Origin of the sequence: Pseudomonas sp. S11P7, from assembly GCF_023195435.1 — a bacterium.
Lineage (GTDB): Bacteria > Pseudomonadota > Gammaproteobacteria > Pseudomonadales > Pseudomonadaceae > Aquipseudomonas > Aquipseudomonas fluorescens_G.
Genome location: NZ_JALPKS020000002.1, coordinates 197,653 through 219,540, shown reverse-complemented (window position 1 = coordinate 219,540; position 21,888 = coordinate 197,653). Strand labels below are relative to the sequence as shown.

General features: G+C 59.3%; 24 protein-coding genes. 9 read left to right on the top strand and 15 right to left on the bottom strand.

The genetic code is table 11. From position 1 onward, the window contains the following. Positions 1-6: 6 nt before the first annotated feature. Together ribF and murJ are read right to left on the bottom strand one after the other, a co-directional pair. Entirely contained in the window at positions 7-945 is a 939-nt protein-coding gene (gene ribF / locus M0746_RS01075; protein WP_172833241.1) for a bifunctional riboflavin kinase/FAD synthetase, read from the bottom strand. Between the two features lie 129 nt (positions 946-1,074). Continuing rightward, positions 1,075-2,613 carry a murein biosynthesis integral membrane protein MurJ gene (gene murJ / locus M0746_RS01070; RefSeq protein WP_258447958.1) on the bottom strand — a complete coding sequence of 513 codons (1,539 nt, stop codon included), beginning with the start codon at positions 2,611-2,613 and terminating at the stop codon, positions 1,075-1,077. Positions 2,614-2,865: 252 nt separating this feature from the next. Here murJ and rpsT point away from each other — a divergent pair, with 252 nt between their 5' ends. Further along, a complete protein-coding gene (gene rpsT / locus M0746_RS01065) occupies positions 2,866-3,138 on the top strand; it encodes a 30S ribosomal protein S20 (RefSeq protein WP_003228351.1) in 273 nt (90 codons plus the stop codon). A 124-nt stretch (positions 3,139-3,262) separates the two neighbouring features. Here the strand turns inward: rpsT and M0746_RS01060 are convergent, their stop codons facing one another. Both M0746_RS01060 and M0746_RS01055 read right to left on the bottom strand, forming a co-directional pair. Beyond that, complete coding sequence (locus M0746_RS01060) at positions 3,263-3,520, bottom strand: hypothetical protein (protein WP_258447957.1); 258 nt, start codon at positions 3,518-3,520, stop codon at positions 3,263-3,265. Beyond that, positions 3,520-4,008, bottom strand: coding sequence for an NADPH-dependent F420 reductase (locus tag M0746_RS01055; protein WP_258447956.1), 489 nt, complete (start codon positions 4,006-4,008; stop codon positions 3,520-3,522). The genes M0746_RS01060 and M0746_RS01055 overlap by 1 nt, the downstream gene beginning before the upstream one ends. A 103-nt stretch (positions 4,009-4,111) precedes the next feature. Here M0746_RS01055 and M0746_RS01050 point away from each other — a divergent pair, with 103 nt between their 5' ends. Further along, positions 4,112-4,465 carry a winged helix-turn-helix transcriptional regulator gene (locus M0746_RS01050; protein WP_258447955.1) on the top strand — a complete coding sequence of 118 codons (354 nt, stop codon included), beginning with the start codon at positions 4,112-4,114 and terminating at the stop codon, positions 4,463-4,465. A gap of 103 nt (positions 4,466-4,568) precedes the next feature. Here the strand turns inward: M0746_RS01050 and M0746_RS01045 are convergent, their stop codons facing one another. The 5 genes from M0746_RS01045 to rplU form a co-directional block, all read right to left on the bottom strand. Further along, entirely contained in the window at positions 4,569-5,036 is a 468-nt protein-coding gene (locus M0746_RS01045; RefSeq protein WP_166216509.1) for a CreA family protein, read from the bottom strand. Between the two features lie 10 nt (positions 5,037-5,046). Further along, positions 5,047-6,165, bottom strand: coding sequence for a glutamate 5-kinase (proB, locus tag M0746_RS01040; RefSeq protein WP_258451416.1), 1,119 nt, complete (start codon positions 6,163-6,165; stop codon positions 5,047-5,049). 137 nt (positions 6,166-6,302) lie between these two features. Next, entirely contained in the window at positions 6,303-7,526 is a 1,224-nt protein-coding gene (cgtA, locus tag M0746_RS01035; RefSeq protein WP_090286443.1) for an Obg family GTPase CgtA, read from the bottom strand. Between the two features lie 193 nt (positions 7,527-7,719). Then, the gene (rpmA, locus tag M0746_RS01030; protein WP_016773121.1) at positions 7,720-7,977 is read right to left on the bottom strand and encodes a 50S ribosomal protein L27; all 258 of its coding nucleotides are present in this window, start codon (positions 7,975-7,977) and stop codon (positions 7,720-7,722) included. Between the two features lie 35 nt (positions 7,978-8,012). Continuing rightward, positions 8,013-8,324, bottom strand: coding sequence for a 50S ribosomal protein L21 (rplU, locus tag M0746_RS01025; RefSeq protein ID WP_007924746.1), 312 nt, complete (start codon positions 8,322-8,324; stop codon positions 8,013-8,015). A gap of 241 nt (positions 8,325-8,565) precedes the next feature. Here rplU and M0746_RS01020 point away from each other — a divergent pair, with 241 nt between their 5' ends. The 3 genes from M0746_RS01020 to M0746_RS01010 all read left to right on the top strand — a co-directional run bounded on the left by M0746_RS01020 (position 8,566) and on the right by M0746_RS01010 (position 10,521). Beyond that, entirely contained in the window at positions 8,566-9,534 is a 969-nt protein-coding gene (locus M0746_RS01020; RefSeq protein WP_090286445.1) for a polyprenyl synthetase family protein, read from the top strand. Positions 9,535-9,716: 182 nt separating this feature from the next. After that, positions 9,717-10,058 (top strand): zinc ribbon domain-containing protein YjdM, encoded by a 342-nt coding sequence (locus M0746_RS01015; RefSeq protein ID WP_090286447.1) that lies wholly within the window; start codon positions 9,717-9,719, stop codon positions 10,056-10,058. Positions 10,059-10,263: 205 nt separating this feature from the next. Next, a complete protein-coding gene (locus M0746_RS01010) occupies positions 10,264-10,521 on the top strand; it encodes a PA4570 family protein (protein WP_093098189.1) in 258 nt (85 codons plus the stop codon). A gap of 135 nt (positions 10,522-10,656) precedes the next feature. Here M0746_RS01010 and M0746_RS01005 read toward each other — a convergent pair whose 3' ends face one another. The 3 genes from M0746_RS01005 to M0746_RS00995 form a co-directional block, all read right to left on the bottom strand. After that, positions 10,657-11,274: an FKBP-type peptidyl-prolyl cis-trans isomerase gene (locus tag M0746_RS01005; protein WP_008078561.1), complete on the bottom strand. Its 618-nt coding sequence runs from the start codon at positions 11,272-11,274 to the stop codon at positions 10,657-10,659. 122 nt (positions 11,275-11,396) lie between these two features. Then, on the bottom strand, positions 11,397-11,702 hold the full coding sequence (locus tag M0746_RS01000) for a DUF6482 family protein (protein ID WP_090286453.1): 306 nt from the start codon (positions 11,700-11,702) through the stop codon (positions 11,397-11,399). A gap of 133 nt (positions 11,703-11,835) precedes the next feature. Then, complete coding sequence (locus M0746_RS00995) at positions 11,836-12,324, bottom strand: TIGR00645 family protein (protein ID WP_090286455.1); 489 nt, start codon at positions 12,322-12,324, stop codon at positions 11,836-11,838. Between the two features lie 161 nt (positions 12,325-12,485). Between M0746_RS00995 and M0746_RS00990 the strand changes: the two genes are divergently transcribed. Further along, a complete protein-coding gene (locus tag M0746_RS00990) occupies positions 12,486-14,315 on the top strand; it encodes a hypothetical protein (protein ID WP_258447954.1) in 1,830 nt (609 codons plus the stop codon). Here the strand turns inward: M0746_RS00990 and M0746_RS00985 are convergent. Together M0746_RS00985 and M0746_RS00980 are read right to left on the bottom strand one after the other, a co-directional pair. Next, on the bottom strand, positions 14,312-14,632 hold the full coding sequence (locus tag M0746_RS00985) for a PA4575 family protein (RefSeq protein WP_090286459.1): 321 nt from the start codon (positions 14,630-14,632) through the stop codon (positions 14,312-14,314). The genes M0746_RS00990 and M0746_RS00985 overlap by 4 nt on opposite strands. A 323-nt stretch (positions 14,633-14,955) precedes the next feature. Continuing rightward, positions 14,956-17,394, bottom strand: coding sequence for a Lon protease family protein (locus M0746_RS00980; RefSeq protein ID WP_093098183.1), 2,439 nt, complete (start codon positions 17,392-17,394; stop codon positions 14,956-14,958). A 300-nt stretch (positions 17,395-17,694) separates the two neighbouring features. Here M0746_RS00980 and M0746_RS00975 point away from each other — a divergent pair, with 300 nt between their 5' ends. Beyond that, positions 17,695-18,183 (top strand): DUF3015 domain-containing protein, encoded by a 489-nt coding sequence (locus tag M0746_RS00975; protein WP_007909797.1) that lies wholly within the window; start codon positions 17,695-17,697, stop codon positions 18,181-18,183. A 96-nt stretch (positions 18,184-18,279) separates the two neighbouring features. Next, complete coding sequence (locus M0746_RS00970) at positions 18,280-20,133, top strand: Lnb N-terminal periplasmic domain-containing protein (RefSeq protein WP_258447953.1); 1,854 nt, start codon at positions 18,280-18,282, stop codon at positions 20,131-20,133. A gap of 54 nt (positions 20,134-20,187) precedes the next feature. Here the strand turns inward: M0746_RS00970 and M0746_RS00965 are convergent, their stop codons facing one another. Continuing rightward, complete coding sequence (locus M0746_RS00965; protein ID WP_258447952.1) at positions 20,188-21,135, bottom strand: IS110 family transposase; 948 nt, start codon at positions 21,133-21,135, stop codon at positions 20,188-20,190. Between the two features lie 391 nt (positions 21,136-21,526). Between M0746_RS00965 and M0746_RS00960 the strand changes: the two genes are divergently transcribed. Continuing rightward, positions 21,527-21,883: a hypothetical protein gene (locus M0746_RS00960; RefSeq protein ID WP_258447951.1), complete on the top strand. Its 357-nt coding sequence runs from the start codon at positions 21,527-21,529 to the stop codon at positions 21,881-21,883. Positions 21,884-21,888: the final 5 nt, after the last annotated feature.

Genomic DNA, 21,888 nt, shown 5'->3' with positions numbered 1-21,888 from the left:
TCTTCATTAGCGATGGGCGCTAGGTGCGGCTAGTGCACGGGCGGCGGCGACATCCGCGTTGATCGCCGTTTTCAGTGCCTCCAGGGAGGCGAAACGCTGCTCTTCACGCAGCTTCTGGTGGAAAACCACCGTCAAACGCCGGTCATACAGATCGCCGGCAAAATCTAAAAGATGGACTTCGAGGTGGGCCTTGCCATCACCTTGTACCGTGGGCCGTACGCCAATATTGGCGACACCGGGCCAGGTCTTGCCGTCGATATCAACATTCACCAGATACACCCCGGTGAACGGCACGCGACGACGCTTGAGCTGCACATTGGCAGTGGGCGTACCCAGTTGCCGGGCCAGTTTTTGGCCATGCAGCACGCGACCGGCGATCCGGTACGGGCGGCCGAGCAAGCGTTCGGCCAGGGCAAAATCGGCGGCGGCCAAGGCGTTGCGCACTTGCGTGCTGCTGACGCGAATGCCGTCCAGCTCGACCGTTTGCGCGGCTTCAACGCTGAAACCGTGCATCTGCCCGGCCTGCAGCAGAAAATCGAAATCGCCGAGGCGATCACAGCCGAAACGGAAATCGTCACCGACCTCCAGATGCTGCACGCCCAGGCCATCCACCAGGATGGTATCGACGAACTCGCTGGCGCTGAGTTTGCTCAAGCGCTGATTGAAGGCCAGGCACAACACCCGGTCGACGCCTTCGGCAGCCAGCAGTTGCAGCTTGTCACGCAGGCGGGCCAGACGTGCCGGCGCAGTCTCGGGGGCAAAGAATTCCCGTGGCTGCGGCTCGAAAATCACCACGCAGCTGGGTACGCCCAACTCGAGCGCACGCTCACGCAGCCGGGCCAGGATAGCCTGGTGACCACGGTGAACACCGTCAAAGTTGCCAATAGTGGCGACGCAGCCCCGATGCTGGGGGCGCAAGTTGTGGAGGCCTCGAACCAGCTGCATAACGCGCTTCTTGCTCATAAAGTGGTCGATTATAACCACACCCGACGGCCGACGACAGGCAACACCGTAACGCAAAGTGATCGAGCCGACAAAACTGCCGGCCCCCGCCTGTGGATAAAGGCTGAAACCTCAGCTCAGGGCCTTGCGATTGAAGTCGCGCAGACGGAAACCGAGCAGCAGCAACATGCCGAAATAGGCGACCACCCCGGCGACTACCAGCGCGCCAAGACGCAGGAAGCGCTCAAGCATGTGCCCCTCATCCCAAGCGGGCATGAAATGCATGCCCACCAGCAGCACCGCCGACATCACCGTCACCGCCACGACCAGTTTGAAACCGAATTTGCCCCAGCCTGGCTGCGGCTGATACATCTTCTGCTTGCGCAACTGATAGAACAGCAGCCCGGCATTCAGGCAAGCGCCGGCACTGATCGCCAGCGCCAGACCGGCATGGGCCAACGGACCGATCAACGCCAGGTTGAACAACTGCGTGCAGACCAGGGTGAAGATGGCGATCTTCACTGGCGTGCGGATGTTCTGTTGCGCATAAAAGCCCGGCGCCAGCACTTTGATCACGATGATCCCCAGCAAGCCGACCGAATAGGCAATCAATGCGCGCTGAGTCATTTCAGCGTCAAAGCCGCTGAACTGGCCGTACTGAAACAGTGAAACCGTCAGCGGCTCGGCGAGAATGCCCAGCGCCAGCGCGCACGGCAACACCAGCACGAAGCACAGGCGCAGGCCCCAATCGAGAATCCGCGAATATTCGTGGCGATCTTTGTTGGCGTAGGTCTTCGCCAGCGTCGGCAACAGGATCGTGCCGAGCGCCACGCCGAGCACACCGGACGGCAACTCCATCAAACGGTCGGCGTAATACATCCACGACACGGAGCCGGCGACCAGAAACGAGGCGAAAATCGTGTTGATGATCAGCGAAATCTGGCTGACCGAAACCCCGAGGATCGCCGGCAACATCTGCTTCATCACCCGCCACACGCCGGTATCGCGCAGGTTCAGGCGCGGCAGCACGAGCATGCCGATTTTTTTCAGGTGCGGCAGTTGATAAAGCAACTGCGCCAGACCGCCGACCAGCACCGCCCAGCCGAGGGCCATCACCGGTGGATCGAAGTACGGTGTCAGGAACAACGCGAACACGATCATGCTGACGTTGAGCAGCGTCGGCACGAACGCCGGCACGGAAAAACGGTTCCAGGTATTGAGGATGGCGCCGGCCAGCGAGGACAGCGAGATCAGCAATATATAAGGAAAGGTCACCCGCAGCAGGTCGGAGGTGAGCTGGAATTTTTCCGGCGTGTCGGTAAAACCCGGCGCCGTTGCCCAGATCACCCAAGGCGCAGCGAGCATGCCCAGCGCCGTGACCAGCGCCAGCACCAGGGTCAGCAGGCCGGTCACGTAAGCAATGAACGTGCGCGTCGCCTCTTCGCCCTTCTGGCTTTTGTATTCGGCGAGAATCGGCACGAAAGCCTGGGAAAATGCGCCCTCGGCAAAGATTCGCCGCAGCAGGTTGGGCAGCTTGAAGGCAATGAAGAAGGCGTCCGTGGCCATTCCGGCGCCGAATATGCGCGCGATCAACGTGTCCCGTACAAAACCCAGAACCCGGGAAAGCATGGTGATAGAGCTGACCGCGGCCAGCGATTTGAGCAGATTCATTGAGGGAATGGGTGCCTGTCGATAAACAGCAGGCGAACAATGCGCCTACTTGTGCGATACTCCGCGCCGCAACAGCACAGAGCCAAAGCTCGCGAGTTTACAGGTCAAGCGCCGGAAATAAATATCCCGCCTCTTTATACCTACCACTTAGCGGAACGATTCAAGTGCCCTTGACAAGACAAGTCTTCATCGGCATGATTCGCGGCCTATTTTGTTTGCTATTTCCTAAAAAGTCTTTCGAGGAGCTCGACGGTGGCCAACTCACCTTCCGCCAAAAAACGTGCAAAACAGGCTGAGAAGCGTCGCAGCCACAACGCCAGCCTGCGTTCCATGGTTCGCACCTACATCAAGAATGTAGTCAAAGCCATCGACGCAAAAGACGCTGAAAAAGCTCAAGCTGCATACGTTCTGGCTGTGCCAGTTATCGACCGCATGGCCGATAAAGGCATCATCCACAAGAACAAGGCTGCTCGTCATAAGAGCCGTCTGAATGGCCACGTCAAAGCGCTGAAAGAAGCCGCTTAATCGACGTAGTCATTAAAAAACCGACCTCAGGGTCGGTTTTTTATTGCCTGTGATTTGACCAGCCTCGCGAGCGAGACCGCGCCCAACCCAAAAGAGCCAGGCGCCGCTACGCGCCCGACCAACGTTAATCCAGCGGATTGAAAGAACGATTCATCGCCACGACATCGTCATGGCTTGGGTTCGGACCGAGCAACTGGAATTGCCGGGGCAACTCATCGCGCATGGCTGACGCCCGCCCTTTGACCGCCAGCGCCAGAGCCCGGCGCATGGTTTGCGCGTCATAGTCACAGCAATAGCAAGGCGTGCACGGCTGCTGCCGCCAGGACTCGTCAAGCGTACCGCCATCCACCGGATCAAAACCAACCTGATCCACCAAAGACATCACCGTCTCTTTGGCCTTTTGATCATCCCCGCCACGGCTGCCGCCAGACGACCCTCAGCACCTTGTGCACGCCCCAGCTCAGCCAAGGTATAGGCCAGCAGGTTGTTGAAAGCCTTGATCACAGGACGCCCGATTTGCCGGGTAACCCAGATGCTTTCCGTCATCCCCTGATCGATCTCCTCAATCTTCGGATCGCGCAAACCAGGGTAGTAATTACTGGTATCGACGATCGGGACGCCGGGTGGCACAGAAGCAAACAGATCAGCAGGTAACGCACTCAACGCCGGCAGCGGTATCGACAATACGATCACCTCCACCCCATCTACCGCACCTCGAATATCCGCAGGCTCGACCCCAATTTCTTCAGCAAACGCACGCACGCCGTCAATGCCTCTAGAGTTCGCCACGCGGACCTCATGACCGGCAGCCTTAAGCTTGCGGGCGAGAACACCGCCGATATTGCCGGTGCCGATGATGCCGATTTTCATGATTCAAACCCCTCTTCAATGATTAGCTACACCGATGTTAGGGGGCTGGTGTGATAATGGTAAGTACCGACTAAAAGGTGGGTAACTCACCTGCGAGGAAGAAATGGACCGAGAGTGGAACTGCGAAGACCCGCAAAATCGAAAGAACTGGGCCGAGGCAACGACTGAGACGCTTCGCGTACTGGAAGGGAAATGGAAGATCATCATCCTCTGCCAGTTATTCGCGGCAAAGGGCGCGCTGCGCTTCTCGGATCTGGAGAAGCTGATCGACGGGATCAACCAGAAGATGCTGATTCAGCAGCTCAAGCAACTGGAAAAGGACGGTATTGTGCTGCGCACGGTGTACCCGCAGGTGCCACCCAAAGTGGAATATCAGCTCACGCCCATTGGCCACGCCCTCGGGCCGTCCATCCAGGCGCTGATTGAATGGGCAGAGATGCGGCGCGCTCAGCTCTGAAGCGCTTTAGACTGCAACCGACCCAATCCAAACGCCGGAATGCAGCGAGCCGGCCCGCAAAAAATTGCCGGACCGGCTCGCACGTCGCTTGGATTTGCAGCGCTTACTGTTGGACCGGCACCCACGGCAGGATCGGAATCGCCGTCACGGCATTCTGCGGACTGCCCTCGATCAAGCGATCGCTGTAGACCAGGTACACCAGCGTGTTGCGCTTCTTGTCGAGGAAACGCACCACCTGCATGGTCTTGAACACCAGCGAAGTGCGCTCCTTGAACACCTCGTCGCCATCCTTCAACTCACCCTTGAACTTGATTGGCCCCACCTGCCGGCAGGCGATCGACGCTTCCGCGCGATCCTCAGCCAGACCCAGACCGCCCTTAACACCGCCAGTCTTGGCGCGCGACAGGTAGCATGTCACGCCCTCAACCTTGGGATCATCAAAGGCTTCGACCACAATGCGGTCATTCGGACCGACGAACTTGAACACCGTCGACACCTGACCGATTTCTTCGGCCGAGGCCAGCAATGGCAGCGCCATCAACAGACCCAACAATCCTTTTGCTACGCGCATCGAGCTTTCCTTAAACCAGAATCAGGTTGTCACGGTGAACCAGTTCCGGCTCCGCCATGTAACCGAGCAAACCGACAATCGCATCCGACGACTGACCGATGATTTTTTGTGCTTCCAGCGCGCTGTAATTGGCCAGGCCGCGGGCGATCTCCCGACCGTCCGGCGCCACGCAGACCACCATTTCACCGCGGCGGAAGCTGCCCTGCACCAGTTTGACCCCCACCGGCAGCAGACTCTTGTTGCCTTGCGACAGCGCCGACACCGCACCATCGTCCAACACCAGGGTGCCGCGAGTTTGCAGGTGCCCGGCCAGCCACTGCTTGCGCGCCGCGAGCATGCCGCGCTCAGGCGACAGCAAGGTACCGATGCGCTCGCCGGCCTTCAGGCGATCAAGCACTCGCTCCAGGCGCCCACCGACAATGATCGTATGCGCACCCGAACGCGCAGCCAGACGCGCCGCGCGCAGCTTGGTCTGCATGCCGCCACGCCCCAGCGCACCACCGGTGCCGCCCGCGACTGCATCGAGACTCGGATCATCGGCGCGCGCCTCGAAGATCATCTGCGCATCAGGATTGTTGCGCGGATCGGCGTCGAACATGCCATCGCGATCGGTAAGGATCACCAGCAGATCCGCTTCGACCAGGTTAGCCACCAGCGCCGCCAGCGTGTCGTTGTCGCCAAAACGGATTTCGTCAGTGACCACGGTGTCGTTTTCGTTGATCACCGGGATGACTTTCAGCTCGACCAGCGCGCGCAAAGTACTGCGGGCGTTGAGATAGCGCTTGCGGTCGGACAGGTCATCGTGAGTCAGGAGGATCTGCGCGGTGTGCCGGCCATGCTCGGCGAAGCTCGACTCCCACGCCTGTACCAGCCCCATCTGACCGATTGCCGCAGCCGCTTGCAACTCGTGCATTGCACTGGGTCGCGCAGTCCAGCCCAAACGACTCATGCCCGCCGCTACCGCCCCGGAGGACACCAGCACCAGCTCGACGCCAGCCTCATGCAAGGCCACCATCTGTTCGACCCAGACACTCATTGCCGCGCGATCGAGCCCTTTGCCATCCGCTGTCAGCAAAGCGCTGCCGATCTTCACGACCCAACGCTGCGCATCTGTCACCTTGCTCCGCATCATCTTCAACCTTAGCTTGAGGGCAGCACGACCTGACACCACCCATGACGTTAATCGTGGCGATTGCTGACCAACGATCGATTTCCAGATACCAAAACGCCGCTCGATTGAGCGGCGCTTAAGTTTACTGCAACGAATCAGTCACGCACGTAAATGATTTCCGGACCATCTTCGTCATCCACATCTTCTTCGTCCCAGTCATCGTCGCCGATGTCATGGACCGACTTCACGCCGCTGCGACGCAGGGCACGCTTGTCGTCCAGCGCCTGCAGCTGCGCACGCGCCTCGTCTTCGATGCGCTGGTCGAGATCAGCCAGCTCTTCCTTGTAGGCCGGGTCATTGGCCAGGCGATCAGCACGGTCTTCCATGTAACGCATGATGTCGTGGCACAGACGCTCGGTACCGATCTTGGCGATCGCCGAGATCACGTACACCGGACCAGTCCACTCCAGGCGGTCGACGATTTCCTTGACGCGAGCGTCGTGCTCTTCTTCAAGGATCTGGTCGCACTTGTTCAGCACCAGCCAGCGGTCACGCTCGGCCAGCGACGGGCTGAACTTGATGAGCTCATTGACGATCACTTCAGCCGCGTCCGGAGCACTGGAGTCATCCAGCGGCGCCATGTCGACGAGGTGCAGCAGCAGACGCGTGCGCGCCAGGTGCTTGAGGAAGCGAATGCCCAGACCGGCACCGTCGGAAGCGCCTTCGATCAGCCCCGGAATGTCGGCAACGACAAAGCTTTTCCAGCGGTCGACGCTGACCACACCAAGGTTCGGCACCAGGGTGGTGAACGGGTAATCGGCGACTTTCGGCTTGGCGGCCGAGACCGAACGGATAAAGGTACTTTTACCAGCGTTCGGCAAGCCCAGCAGACCGACGTCAGCAAGCACTTTCATTTCCAGCTTCAGGTCACGCTGCTCGCCCGGCTTGCCCGGCGTAGTCTGGCGCGGCGCACGGTTGGTACTGGATTTGAAACGGGTGTTGCCCAGACCGTGCCAGCCGCCCTGCACCACCATCAGCTTCTGACCGGCCTTGGTCAGATCGCCGATAACTTCCTGGGTGGCGGAGTCGATCACCGTGGTACCGACCGGCACGCGCAGGATCAGGTCTTCGCCCTTCTTGCCGGTGCAGTCGGTGCTGCCGCCGTTGGAGCCACGCTCGGCATCGAAGTGCCGGGTGTAACGGTAGTCGACCAGGGTATTGAGGTTTTCGTCGGCCATCATGTAGATGGAACCGCCATCACCGCCATCACCACCGTTCGGGCCACCGTTTTCGATGAATTTTTCCCGACGGAAACTCATGGCGCCATTGCCGCCATCACCAGCCTTTACGCGAATCGATACTTCATCAACAAACTTCATAACCAACGCCTCTCGCCGTACGGACGAGCCGAAAAACAATCAAGACATAAGACTCTTGCAAAAATGAGCGCAGCGACTCCAAGACACGACCTGCATCGCACGCCGACAGCCCATACAAACAGCTTTGCAAGAGACTCACCCCACAAACGAAAAAGCCCCGTCGCAAGACAGGGCTTCTCCAGCGATCTCGCGATTAAGCCGCGATTACGCTCACGTAACGACGACCGAAGGCGCCCTTTACTTCGAACTTGATCACGCCTTCGATTTTAGCGAAGAGAGTGTGATCCTTACCCATGCCAACGCCGTAGCCAGCGTGGAATTGGGTGCCGCGCTGACGCACGATGATGTTGCCGGCCTTGATGACCTGGCCGCCATACATCTTCACGCCAAGGCGTTTGGCTTCTGAGTCGCGACCGTTACGGGTACTACCACCAGCTTTTTTGTGTGCCATGAGTTCAATTCTCCTAGTGAGGAATTAGGCTGTAATTAAGCCTGAATACCGGTGATTTTGATCTCGGTGAACCACTGGCGGTGGCCCATACGCTTCATGTGGTGCTTACGACGACGGAACTTGATGATGCGGACTTTATCGTGACGACCTTGGGAGATCACTTCAGCCTTGACGGTTGCGCCAGCAACAACGGGTGCGCCGATGTTCACGTCGTCGCCGTTGGCGACCAGCAGAACGCGATCAAAAGTCACGGATTCGCCAGTAGCGATTTCCAGTTTTTCGATCTTCAGGTATTCACCTTCAGCGACCTTGTATTGCTTACCGCCGGTAACGATTACTGCGTACATGGTATTTCTCCGATAATCCTGCTCACCCAGCTCTTTATAAGAAGAGGTATTGGCTGGCATGGCTGCATGGGGCTGGAACGGCCCAAGTGCAATTGCGTAAGGCAGGTGCTGCCCAGGAAGTTCAGGGTGCGCGATTGTACGCAAGCCGCAGCAGGCTTGCAAGTAGCCGTCCATCGCGCCTTGACAGGTCTGGACGGGGGTCCTAGCATGCCGCGCAACCCTTCTGGAGCGACTCTCGCTGATGCAACCCCAAGCTTTCTACCGCGCGGTGGCGGACGATTTTAGCGCCGTCGACGGCATCATCAAGAAGCAGCTGACTTCCCGAGTACCGCTGGTATCGAAAATCGGCGACTACATCACCTCGGCTGGCGGCAAGCGTCTGCGTCCTTTATTAGTGTTGCTGTGTGGCAAGGCCCTGGGTCGCGAAGGCGACGACATGCGTCTGCTGGCCGCCACCATCGAATTCCTGCACACCGCGACCCTGCTGCATGACGACGTGGTCGACATGTCCGGCATGCGCCGTGGCCGTTCGACCGCCAACGCCATGTGGGGCAACGCCCCGAGCGTGCTGGTCGGCGATTTCCTTTACTCGCGCTCGTTCGAAATGATGGTCGAGCTGGGCTCGATGCCGGTCATGAAGATCCTGTCCCAGGCCACGCGCATCATTGCCGAAGGCGAAGTGTTGCAGCTGTCCAAGGTACGCGACGCCAGCACCACCGAAGAAACCTACATGGAAGTCATCCGCGGCAAGACCGCGATGCTCTTCGAAGCCTCGACCCACAGCGCCGCCGCACTGGCCGGTGCCACCGCCGAGCAGAGCGAAGCCCTGCGTACCTTCGGCGATCATCTGGGTGTGGCCTTCCAGTTGGTCGACGACCTGCTCGACTACAAAGGTGACGCGGAAACCCTGGGCAAGAACGTCGGTGACGATCTGGCCGAAGGCAAGCCGACCCTGCCGCTGATCTACACCATGCGCGAAGGCACGCCGGAACAGGCAGCACTGGTGCGCCAGGCGATCCAGAAAGGCGGGATCGAAGACCTGGAAAGCATCCGCATCGCCGTGGAAGCTTCCGGTTCGCTGGAGTACACCGCGCAACTGGCCCGTGATTATGTGGCCCGTGCAATCACCTGCCTCGAAGCACTGCCAGCCAGCGAATACCGCGATGCGCTGGTGGAACTGAGCGAGTTTGCGGTCGCCCGCACGCACTGATTGATCCGCTGTGGGAGCGAGCCTGCTCGCGAAAGCAATCTGCCAGTCGACAGCAATGCTGACTGACAAAACGCATTCGCGAGCAGGCTCGCTCCCACAGTCATTTCTGCGTTATCCCCTCCTTCGGCTAAAACCCTATACAATGTGCGCCCTTTTACCCTCCTGATACCCAAGGAACCTTAGTGAGCACGTTGCCACCCTGCCCGAAATGCAATTCCGAATACACCTACGAAGACGGTACGCAACTGGTCTGCCCTGAGTGCGCCCACGAGTGGTCTGCCGGCGGCGAAGCCGAAGTGGCGTCCACGGATGACGTGAAGAAAGATTCGGTCGGCAACGTCCTGCAGGACGGCGACACCATCACCGTGATCAAGGACCTCAAGGTCAAGGGCACCTCCTTGGTGGTCAAGGTCGGCACCAAGGTCAAGAACATCCGCCTGTGCGATGGCGATCACGATATCGATTGCAAGATCGACGGCATCGGCCCGATGAAGCTCAAATCCGAGTTCGTCAGAAAAGTCTGAGCCTTGCGTCATCCATCCCGCGCCAGCCGTGGGATGGAGATTCGCCCTCCCCGCTTCGCGCCAACAAAACCAGACAATAGCCAAACGCCAGCCGTTTTGACCTGACACAACCTTTACCCGGAAAAGCCAGGCATCCGCCAATAGGCACTTGCTATTTGACGAATAAGAATTATTCTCATTGAAACCTTTCAAGGAGAAACGACCCATGACTTATTTGATCGACGCCTGGCTGGATCGCCCGCACCCCTACCTCAGAATCCTTCATCGAGAAACCGGCGAAGTCTGTGCGGTGCTTGAAGAAGAAGCCTTGCATGAGCTGCAGGATCAAGGCGATCTGGACGTCAGCAGCCTCAATTCCAGCGAGCCACTGGTACTCAAGGAACTGGTGCGCAATCTGTTCCTGTTCTGCTATGCCCGGGCCTTGCGCCCCAGCAGTGAACTGCACAACAAGATCGAAATATGAAACGCGGTAAAAACTGTAGGAGCGAGCCTGCTCGCGATAGCGGTGTGTCAGATAGCCAATCAACTACTGACAGGACGCAATCGCGAGCAGGCTCACTCCTACATTAGGTAGCCCGCCGCGAAGGCAGGCCCGGAATTACAGAACGTCCAGCAGCTCGACGTCGAACACCAGAACGCTGTGCGGCGGGATGCTGCCAACGCCTTGAGCGCCGTAAGCCAGTTCGCTCGGCACGTACAGGCGCCATTTGCTGCCGGCATTCATCAGTTGCAGGGCTTCGGTCCAGCCGGCGATCACGCCGCCGACCGGGAATTCTGCAGGCTGGCCGCGCTCGTAGGAGCTGTCGAACACCGTGCCGTCGATCAGCGTGCCGTGATAGTGCGTGCGCACCTGGTCTTCACGGGTCGGCTTGGCGCCTTCGCCCTGGGTCAGCACTTCGAACTGCAGGCCGGAAGCCAGCGTGGTGATGCCGTCACGCTTGGCGTTTTCCGCCAGGAAAGCCAGGCCCTCACCAGCAGCCGCTTCAGCCTTGGCAGCTGCTTCGGCCTGCATGATTTCGCGGATCACCTTGAAGCTGGCGGACATCTCTTCCTGACCCACACGGCTTTCCTTGCCGGCGAACGCGTCGGTCAGGCCAGCCAGAATCGCGTCCAGGCTGACGCCCGGTGGCGGGTTGTCGCGCAGCTGGTCACCCAGCTGACGGCCAATACCGTAGCTGACGCGGGTTTCGTCGGTGGACAGATTTACTTCGGACATGACACTGCTCCGCTGTGCGGACGGCCACAAGACTTGCCGTGCGAGCACAGCGCGTCCCGGCGCGCCCGGAACCAAAAGGGCGAGCAGACTAGCACAGATGCCCCGAACGTGGGGCGCCGCGCCTACAGGGCGGAGCGCCAGGCGAGCGGCACTTTCAGACTTTCATTGATGCCACCGCCCAGGCCGCACATTTCATCGTGCACCGAGGTGTGTACGAGGTTGAACGGCAGCACTGGAAAGGCATGCAGCATGTCTCGCGCGTGCTCGACGGAACGAAGAGTCAGGGTTTTGCCCAAAGGATCATGCAACGGATGCGCCGCCCCATGCATGCGCGCTTCCAGCAAATAAATCCCGCCCTCCATGGAAATCAGGTTCAACTCATCGACCTTGCCGGCAATGGCAAACGCGTTCAGCTCTTGCAGGTTCATCGAACACCTCAAGCAGTGACAAGCCAGAAGCTACAGGGATAGGCTTGTACAAAGCAAAGCACAAGGTACAAACGAAGCCGCCCGTCTGTTTCCCAACAGACGGGCGGCTCTTTTTGCCTTGATCAATGGTTGATCAGTGCTTGGTGACCTTGTCCAGGTAACCCATGGCAAACGCCGAGATCACGAAGGTCATGTGAATGATCACGTACCACATCAGGTGCTCGGGATCGACGTTCTTGGCATCCATGAAGATGCGCAGCAAATGGATCGAGGAGATCGCCACGATCGACGCTGCGACTTTCATCTTCAGCGACGAAGAGTCCATGGTGCCGAGCCAGCTGAGCTTTTCCTTGCCTTCGTCGATGTCCAGTTGCGAGACGAAGTTCTCGTAGCCGGAAATCATCACCATCACCAGCAGACCGCCAACCAGCGCCATGTCGATCAACGACAGCAGCACCAGGATCAGTTCCGACTCGGCCATGGCGAAGACGTTGGGCAGGATATGCACGATTTCCTGGAAGAACTTCAATGCCAGCGCCAGCAAGCCAAGGGACAGGCCGATGTAGATCGGCGCCAGCAGCCAGCGCGTGGCGTACATTGCATTTTCGATAAAGCGTTCCATTGAATCTCACACAAGGGGGCTGGAAATGGCGGCGAGTATACCAGTGCGCTGTGACAGCCAGAAACAGCCCGAAAATCCGCTACCTGCGTGTGTGTGACAAAGTTTTTCTGCTAGTGTCCAAACCATTGACAGCCCAGTGACCGTAGACAGGACGCGTGGAAATGGATGTGCGATTGCCGCTAACGACCGCCGGAATTTGCCTTGCCTTGCTGATCAGCGGTTGTTCGCCCGGCGATGAAAAACGCGTCGTCAACCTTGACGAAAAGACCGCCACCTTCGAACAGTCGCTCGACGCGATCAACGATCCGAAACTCAAGGACGCCATCACCGAACTCGGCGGCTCGCTGCTGTTGCTCGACAGAGCCCGGCTCAAGCTTGACGACCTTGCGCCGCACGTCGAATACGGCGAAGACGCTCTCGCGGTGCTCAAGCACTATCCTGCCCCGCAGGCTCTGGTCGATACCTTCATCAACGGCCTGTTCGTGCTGCACAAGGATGCCAGCTCCGATTACCTCACGGACCTGCAGCCGGTATTTCCCTTCAACCTGAACATTCCCGGCGGTTTCCTGTTCCCGCATGCCATCGAATGGCGTTCGGTGACGCTGAGCAACCAACGCGTAATCGCCTGGCAGCCGGAATGGTCGGAAACCGATCCCGGCATTCAGCTCAGCCCGTCCAGCTCGAACGTCACCAACCCCGACGACCTGACCGTGACCTACCCGTTCATCGACGGCCTGAACGTCGACAAGAAAACCCTGCCGCAACCGGTCAGCCTGCAAGGCCAGGTCGAAGTCATCGCGCCACGACGCCTGTACAGTTTCGACCTGACGCAGAAGGATGTCGGCCAGACCCGCAGCAACGACAACCTCAGCGTCAAATTGCTCAAGCTTGAAAAAAACTACGCCGAGGTCGAGGTCAGCAACAGCCTGCCACTGGCCGCGGAAGTGGCCGAGACTCGCCTCAATCCGCTGATCGTCCAGGCCCGCGACGCCAGTGGGCAATATCTGGTGCGCGCCGGCTCGATCAACGAAAGCCCGGAACAGGTGGCGTTCTACCAAAAACAACTGGCGCAATTGCAGCAGCAGAAGACCTGGAGCGACAGCCTGGAAACACAGCTCAGCGACGACCAGCGAGCGTTCGAGAAGGAGCATCCGCGTCGCTACAACAAGGTGTATTTCCACGGCCCGATCGAAACGCTGGAAGTCAGCGTGCTGGACTTTTCCTCAGCGACGGTCACGCGCAAAGACCTGAACCTGCCGGTTCGAACCTTCAACCCGCACACCACGGCCAAAGCCGTGCAGCCGCTGGACCTGCCGGTGGTGGTTTACGACGATCTGGCCGCCAACTGGCTCAAAGGCGCGACGCTGACCGAGGAGCAATTGAAGGCCGGCGTGCGCATTCATCAATCGGTGGAAGAACCGAGCGCCGCGCGCATCGAGTTCTCTCATCTGCGCACCTTCAATGATGAATTGCTCGGCGATGAGCTCAATCCCGGCGTCAGCCCGGTCACGTTCTTTACCGGCAAGCGTGGCGGCAAGCTCGACGAACCGATCGAACTGCCACCCGAGGCCTACCAGGTCGACCCGCTGCAAGCGACCATCACTTACGATCTCAACCTGTTTCCGGAGACACCGGCAATTGCGGTCGGCTCGATGCCGCTGTTTCTCGCCACGGTGAACAAGCAGAGTTACGACGCCAGGTCTTTGCCCAAAGGCCTGCAGATCAAGGACAACACGCTGGTGGTTGATCAGAAACTGTTCGCCCCGAATGAATGGCGCTTTTACGTCAAAGACGACAGCGGTCATTACCTCAAGCAGATTCTCTCGGTCAGCCATGACGCGAGTGCAGAGGGCCCGGCACTGTTCGGCGTGCATTATTTCTACGGCCGGCCGACGCACGTGGAGACCTATCAGCGAACCGACCTGAGCACCGTGCAATACGGTTTCGAGGTCAAGCTCGACAAGGCGCCGTTGCCGCCAACCGCGCCTTAACTGTTGAGGCTGCGGCCGCGGCCGCCGTTGATCTGCCGCAGCTGGGCCTGCAGATGCAGGCTCCAGATCTGCGGATCGTCGGCCAGCTCATAACCGTGCAAGGTCAGGCTTTCAACGATCGTGTCGAGAATCGACTCGGCCGCTACCGGGCCGTGAAACGGGCCCTGGGCTTTGATCGCAGAAGGTTGTTCGCCTGCCATGCCGGCGGCGAAGAGTAATGTCCACATGCCGTTATCGCCGGCCAGCGGTTTGACGGCGCATTCGATCCGGGTCACGAGACCCAGGCATTGACGGGTGAGGCAGAGGTTGCGCGACATGGCGGCGACCCTCGGTAAAGCCGGTATTCAGCCCCCACGGGAGGACTGGCTCGATCCAGTGATACTGTCGATATCCTTGACCTGAGAATAGAAGAAAAGTGTCCTTCGCAAGCCGAATGGGACCAAAAGGCGCCGAATGGTCATTGTGTGAATATTGGCGCCAGAGTCGTGACACATTTGCCGAAGATCGCTGCAAATCCTAATGCTGAAAAACACTGTAGGAGTGAGCCTGCTCGCGATGGCGGCGGGTCAGGCAACGTTTTCGCCGACTGACACTCCGCCATCGCGAGCAGGCTCACTCCTACCATTTGACCGCGCTTGGCTTAAGCGGGTTTGGCTTCGGCGAGCGCCTCCTGCGCCAGTTCCTTCTCGGCTTCTTTGAGATCCTCTTCGCTGATCATTTCGGCAATGTCGCGCAGACGCTCCACTACCCGCGCGTTGATGCTGCCTTCCGGGAATTGCCCATCCTCATTCGGCTCACCCGCCGGTTCGCCGACCAGCAGGCTCAGCGCTTCGTCGGCCTGACGCACCGCGTAAACGTGGAACTGCCCGGCCCGCACCGCCGCGAGGACTTTTTCGTCGAGCATCAGCGTGGCGACGTTGGCCTGCGGAATGATCGCGCCCTGCTCGCCGGTCAGCCCGCGCGCTTCGCAGAGGCGGAAGAAGCCTTCGATCTTCTCGTTGACCCCGCCGACCGCCTGCACTTCACCGAACTGGTTGATCGAACCGGTGATCGCAAAGCACTGCTTGAGCGGGGTTTTCGACAGAGCCGAAATCAGCGTGCACGCCTCGCCCAGCGACGCACTGTCGCCGTCGACGTAACCGTAGGATTGCTCCAGCGCGATGCTCGCGGAAATCGCCAGCGGGAATTCCTGGGCGTAACGGCTGCCCAGATAGCCGGTGAGAATCATCACGCCCTTGGAGTGGATCGGCTGACCGAGGTTGACCTCACGCTCGATGTCGACAATGCCGCTGCCGCCCGGGTACACCGTGGCGGAAATCCGCGCCGGCACGCCGAACGCCGAGTCGCCGACTTCAAGCACGGTCAGCCCGTTGCACTTGCCGACCGCCGCACCATCGGTGTCGATCAGGATGATCCCGGCGAGCATGTCGTCAAGAATTCGCGCGGACACGCGGCCGGTACGGGTGGCCTTGGCTTTCAGGGCTCGCTCGATGTGCCCGGCATCGGTCATTTCATCGCCGGCCAGATGACGGATGAAGTCCGCCTCGCTGACCAGTTGAAACAGATCGCCAATGCGCGCCGACAAACGCCCCTGGTGTTCAGCCAACCGCGCGCTGTAGGTCGCCAGACGCGCCACCGCGTCGGCGGTGAGAGGCGCCATGCCTTCTTCCGAAGTACGGGTTTTCAACAGCTGGGCGAATTGCTCCAGGCTCTCGTCAACCATCGGGATGTCTTCGTCGAAGTCGACCAGCACGCGGAACATTTCCTGGAAGTCCGGATCGAGGTCTTGCAGCGTGTAGTAGAGCTGCCGCGCGCCGATGATGATGACTTTGACTTGCAGCGGAATGTGCTGCGGATTCAAGGTCACCGTGGCGAAACGGCCCATCTCGCCCAGCGGCGATTCCATTTTCAGTTTGCGCGATTGCAGGGCGCGCTTGAGCGCATCCCACACGAACGGCTCGCTGAGCATTTTTTCCGCTTCAAGAATCAGGAAACCGCCGTTGGCGCGGTGCAAGGCGCCCGGGCGCAACTGCCGATAGGTGGTGTAGAGCGCGCCCTGATCGGTGGTGTATTCGATGCGGCCAAACAGGTTTTCATAAGTCGGGTGTGGCTCGAACACCACCGGCGCACCGCCGCTGGCCGGGTGGCCGACCACCAGGCTCGGCGCGTATTGCTCTTCGAGCAGTTTGCGCGCGACGGCGTCGGTCTTGCTGTCGTCGACCAGTTGCTCGACCACGGTTTTCAGCAAGTACACCTGCATCGCCTGCAGATAACCGCAGACCGCCGCGTTTTCCGCATATTTTTCCGATAGCGGCGCCAGCAACGGCTGCAAAGCCAGGGTGATGGTTTCTTCGTTGAGCTGGCGCAGTTGATTGTTCGATTCGCGCTTCCACTGCGGCAGGCTGGCGAGCTCTTCGTTCAGACGCTCTTCGAGACCGGAGATGTCATCGTGGAAACGCTCGCGCTCGGCTTCCGGCAACTGGGCGAATTCCGCTTCGTCCAGCGCTTTGCCGTCGAGCATTGGGGTGAAGGCGATGTTGCTGCTGTCGCGATACAGGGCAACGTCCTTTTCCAGGGCCAGGCGCTCGATGATGTCGAGGGCCTTGTCGTAGCGCTGGTTGAAGGCGCGGTCGATGGCGCTTTTCTTCTGCTGGTAGGACGGGTGTTCGAACACGGCCGGAAAAGTCGCCAGCAAGTTGTCGATCAAGCCGTTGATGTCACCGATGAAAGCGCCGGCGGTGCCCGATGGCAACTCCAGCGCACGCGGCTCGCGCGGCTCATCGAAATTGTTGACGTAGACCCAGTCTGCCGGGGTCTGCAGGCGTTTGCCTTCGGCCTTCAGGTAGCGTTTGACGAACGAGAAACGCCCGGTGCCGGGCTCGCCCATGACGAATACGTTGTAACCGGGGCGTGGCATCGCCACACCGAACTGCAAGGCTTCGACCGCGCGTTCCTGGCCGAGCACACCGCGAAAGGGCTCCAGATCATTGGTGGTAGTGAAGCTGAACTGTTCAGCGGAAAACGGACGGGTCAGCGCTTCAGGCGCGAGACGCAAGCTGGCAGCAACAGGATCAGGCATCGGGCTTCCTTAACAATCGGGCGGGGCAGATAGCGGCATTCTGGCGCTGCCCGTGCCCCACTGGCAAGGCGCGCCACATGACAAAGCATAGACAACCGGACAGCCCGGCGGCGCGCCTCGTAAAACCGGGGTTTATTCCAAATATTTTGTAAAAAACCACGGAACCCTCGGAACGTGCCTAAACTCCAAACTGCGCGGCTGGAACTAATACTGGCCCACTGGCTATATTCGGCGCTGTTTCACGCAGCACCGGAAAGTCAGAACCCTGTCCATTGGTATGCACATAAAGAGAAAAAAGCTATGAAACGGATTCTTCTCGGTACTCTCTTCACCGCTGTATCCATCAACGCAATGGCGCAAGCTCCAGGCGGCCCGGATTGCGGTTGGGGCAACATGCTGTTCGAAGGTCAGCGTGGCACCCCGGCTCACTTCCTCGCTTCCACCACCAACGGCACTTCCGGTAACGCTACTTTCGGTATGACTTCCGGTACCAACGGTTGCTCGACCAACGCGTCGCTGACCTACGGCGGCAAATCCTGGTTCGCCATGAATGGCATGATGAACGAGCTGTCCGAAGACATGGCCAAAGGCAACGGCGAAGCGCTGACGACTTACGCTGTGGTACTGGGCGTGGCACCAGAAGATCGCGCGCACTTTGCCGCTGTCACTCACGAGCACTTCCAGCAGATCTTCAGCAAGGCTGACGTGACCGCAGAAGACGTGCATACCAACACCCTGGCGGTACTGAAATCGGACCCACGTCTGGCCAAGTACGCGACTCAGGCTTAAGCTCGACCCCGCCCGCTTCCTTCGGGAAGCGGGTTTTGTTTTTTTGGCCCGCCCCTCTTTGGGTCTTTTATTTCTTTCCTGTTCAAGTTGCCGACTATGCTCAAACGCCTTGCCTGGCTGGCGCTCTGTGTCTGCGCCCCGCTGTCCGCCGCGCCTCACATCGACCCTCAACGTTTGCAGCAACTGGCCAACGACCGCTTCTGGATTTCCCTCGGTCACTATGAAACCGCCAAACTCGGCGGCTGGCGCAGCTATGTCAGCGACAAGAAATTCTTTCTCGCGCCCGATGGCAACGAACACCCCGACCGTGAACTGGCCGCGACCGTGCAGGCGCTGTATGCGCCGGCCAGCCTTGGCGAGCAGCACGCACAATGTGTGTACCCGGCGCGCACGCGCTGGCTGAAAGCCCAGCTCAACCTCAACGACCTGCCGACGCCGGAGTGCGCCGAGTACAAGCAGTGGTTCAAGGACGTCTCGCCGCACAGCGCGGTGATGATTTTCCCGGCCGCCTACCTCAACAGTCCTTCGTCGATGTTCGGCCACACCCTGTTGCGCATCGATCAGGCCGACGTGCAGGCCGACAAGACCTCGCTGCTCAGCTACGCGATCAACTTCGGCGCCTACATCGAAGGCTCCGACAACAGCATTCTCTACGCCTGGAAAGGTTTGATGGGCGGCTATCCGGGGCTGTTCGCGCTGGTGCCGTATCAGGAAAAACTCTCCGAATACCGCAGCCTCGAAAACCGCGACCTGTGGGAATACCGGTTAAACCTGACCCAGGAAGAAACCGCGCGCATGGTCGAGCATGTCTGGGAGCTCAAGCAGATCCAGTTCGACTATTTCTTCTTCGACGAAAACTGCTCCTATCGCTTGCTCGAGTTGCTGCAAGTCGCGCGGCCGAGCCTGCGCCTGACCGAACAATTCCCGCTAACCGCGATCCCCACCGACACCGTGAAAGCGGTCAAGGAAGCCGGGCTGGTCGAGCACATCGAATACCGCCCGTCCCGCGAGCGCGAATTGCTCAGCCGCGCCGAGCCGCTGAGCGATGACGAACAGCAATGGGTGCTGAAAGTCAGTGCCGATCAAAAAGTATTGCAAGAGCCGACATTCAAGGCGCTGCCCCGCGACCGTCAGGCGCTGATCGTCGATGCGGCCTATCGCCTGGAGCGCTACCGCGCCAACGGTCAGGAACGTGATCCGCAACGGGCGCAGCGCAGCTTCGAACTGCTGCGGGCGATCAACAAGAACCCGGCTCCCGAGCTGAACATTGCGCAACCGGGGCTGCCCGAAGACGGCCACGAGTCCCGTACCTGGCAGGCCGGCCTCGGCACGCGCGGTGATCGTGCATTCGGCGAATACGGTTTGCGCATGGCCTATCACGATCTCAATGACAACGCCGAGAGCTTCCCGCTCGGCGCGCAGATCGAGATCCTGCAACTGAAGCTGCGCCAGTACGAAGGCAACGACTGGCAATTGCAGCAACTGGATCTGGCAACGATTCGCTCGTTGACTCCGCGCAATGAGCTGCTGCAGCCGTTGTCATGGCAAGTCACCGGTGGCCTTGAGCGGGTGCCGGGCAAACATGATGACGAGACGCTGGTCAGCCACGTCAACGGCGGCGGCGGTGGTACATGGCAGTTGGGCGAGGATGTGCTGGGCTTTGCCCTCGGCACCGTACGCGTGGAGCACAACAATGACTTCGCCGAGTTCGTGTCCCCGGCTGGCGGTTTCAATACCGGCGTACTGTGGAAAAACCCGCTGGGCAACCTCAGCCTGGAAGCCAAGGGCGATTACTTCTTCAACGGCGAAGTGCGCCGCAGTCTGAGCCTGAATCAGCAATGGGAGCTGTCGCGCAACCTCGGTTTGCGCTTGAGTGCGCAGCGTGAATTCAGCCATCTCGCTACACCGGAAACCGAAGTCATGCTCGAAGTGAAGTGGTATCACTACTGATCCGGAACTCTTCACAAAACCAATGTGGGAGATTCTATGGTTCATGTCTAGCCCCTAAACGCCTTTGGGTGAGTATTCGCTCTGGCTTTTCAACAGAGCAAATACCACCCGTGCAAGCTTGCGGGCTAGTGCGACCAGTGCTTGGGTAGTGCTCAGTCCGCGCCCTCTCATAGCCTCATAAAACCCTTTCCACGCCGAGGTCCGGCTCGCCGCCATTGCAGCGTTGTGCAGCAACCGACGTGCCTCAGGGTCGCCTCGTTTGGTCAGGCAGCGGCGGCCTTTCTTTTTGCCTGAGTCCGCTATGCGCAGATCCATGCCTAGAAAGGCGATGAAAGCGTCCGCATTTCTGAAGTCCCCACGCTGAAAGGATGCGAGCAAGCGGGCGCCAGTCAACGTACCGATGCCTTCGACCTTCATGCAGCGCTTGAGCTGCGCGCCCAAACCGGCTTCCTCTATCTGCGTCAGGATCATTTTTTCAAGCAAGGTTTCCAGCCTTTGCATGGCGCTTATCTGATTCTTGAAAGCGGTTTTGAGCAGCGGCTCATTCTCCCAGCTCTGCTTGAGGCTGACACGAGCCTGAACCAGAGCCGCACGGCGCCGGAACAGACTGATGAGCCGGCAATACAGGGGGGACGGCGGCGTCCAGGGGCGCAAATGGTCCCCTTCGTTTGTCAGATACCGGGCGAATAATCGAGCATCCAGCGCATCAGTTTTAGCGCGAACGTTCACGCCTTTGCGGTAATGACTGAGTTCATAACCGCCAACCATATAGATCCTGCAGCCATCCGCGTGCGCTAGCTCGGCAAACTCCTGGTGATAAATATTGGTGGCTTCGATGGCGATTGCTACTGGTTTGGCAACGGTTTTGAGCCATTTCTTGATCGCCGTTTTGGTATTGGAGATTGTCTCGAGCCGATCTGATTCGACGTGATAAATCACCAGTTCGTCCTTGGCGACATCAACCCCGACAATCGACTGGGTAGTAGCGACGGGCATTGCCATGAGAAAGCCTCCGGGCTAAGGTTTGAACACTTGAAGGGTTCACCCAGAGGCGCAGGCTTGTTCCTATCGTCGGTCTAGGCCAGATGCATTCTTTATCGGCGCTTGGGTGAAAGGAGGAGGGTGAAAATCTCCCACGGTCTGTACTGCGCTAACAGTCAGAATCGAGCCTTGTCCCTCCTCCTCCCTTCAAGTCCTACCATACAAGCGAGCCTGCTCGCGAAAGCGGTGAGTCAGTCGCAATCAAGTCGTCTGACACACTGCCTTCGCGAGCAGGCTCGCTCCCACAAGGATCTCCACTGGTTAATGAATTACTCACATGCCTTTGACCAACGCCCGACAAATCCCCTTCTAGACTTTCCCTATGAGCCGAGTAGCGGCGCGGGAGAGTGCAATGTGGCGGTGTGCAGGTTTGCTGGGCGTGTTGCTGGTGCTGGGCGGTTGTCAGTCGACCCATGACGATCTGATTGCCAAGGGTTATCCACCGGCCTTCGCCGACGGTTTCGATGACGGTTGCGTCAGCGGCCGGCAAGCCGCCGGTTCGATCAGCGGCGAGTTCCGCAAGAACGTGCCGCGCTATCTCAAGGACAGGCAGTACGCCGATGGCTGGACCGACGGATTCCGCCAGTGTCAGGCGATGCTGGAGAACAAGAGCCGCGAAGACTATCGCAACGAACATTGGGATGAACGCGAACGCGCCTGGCAGCAACAGAAGGATCAGGACGCCGGGCGGGCCTATCGCTCGCAATAGGTCGC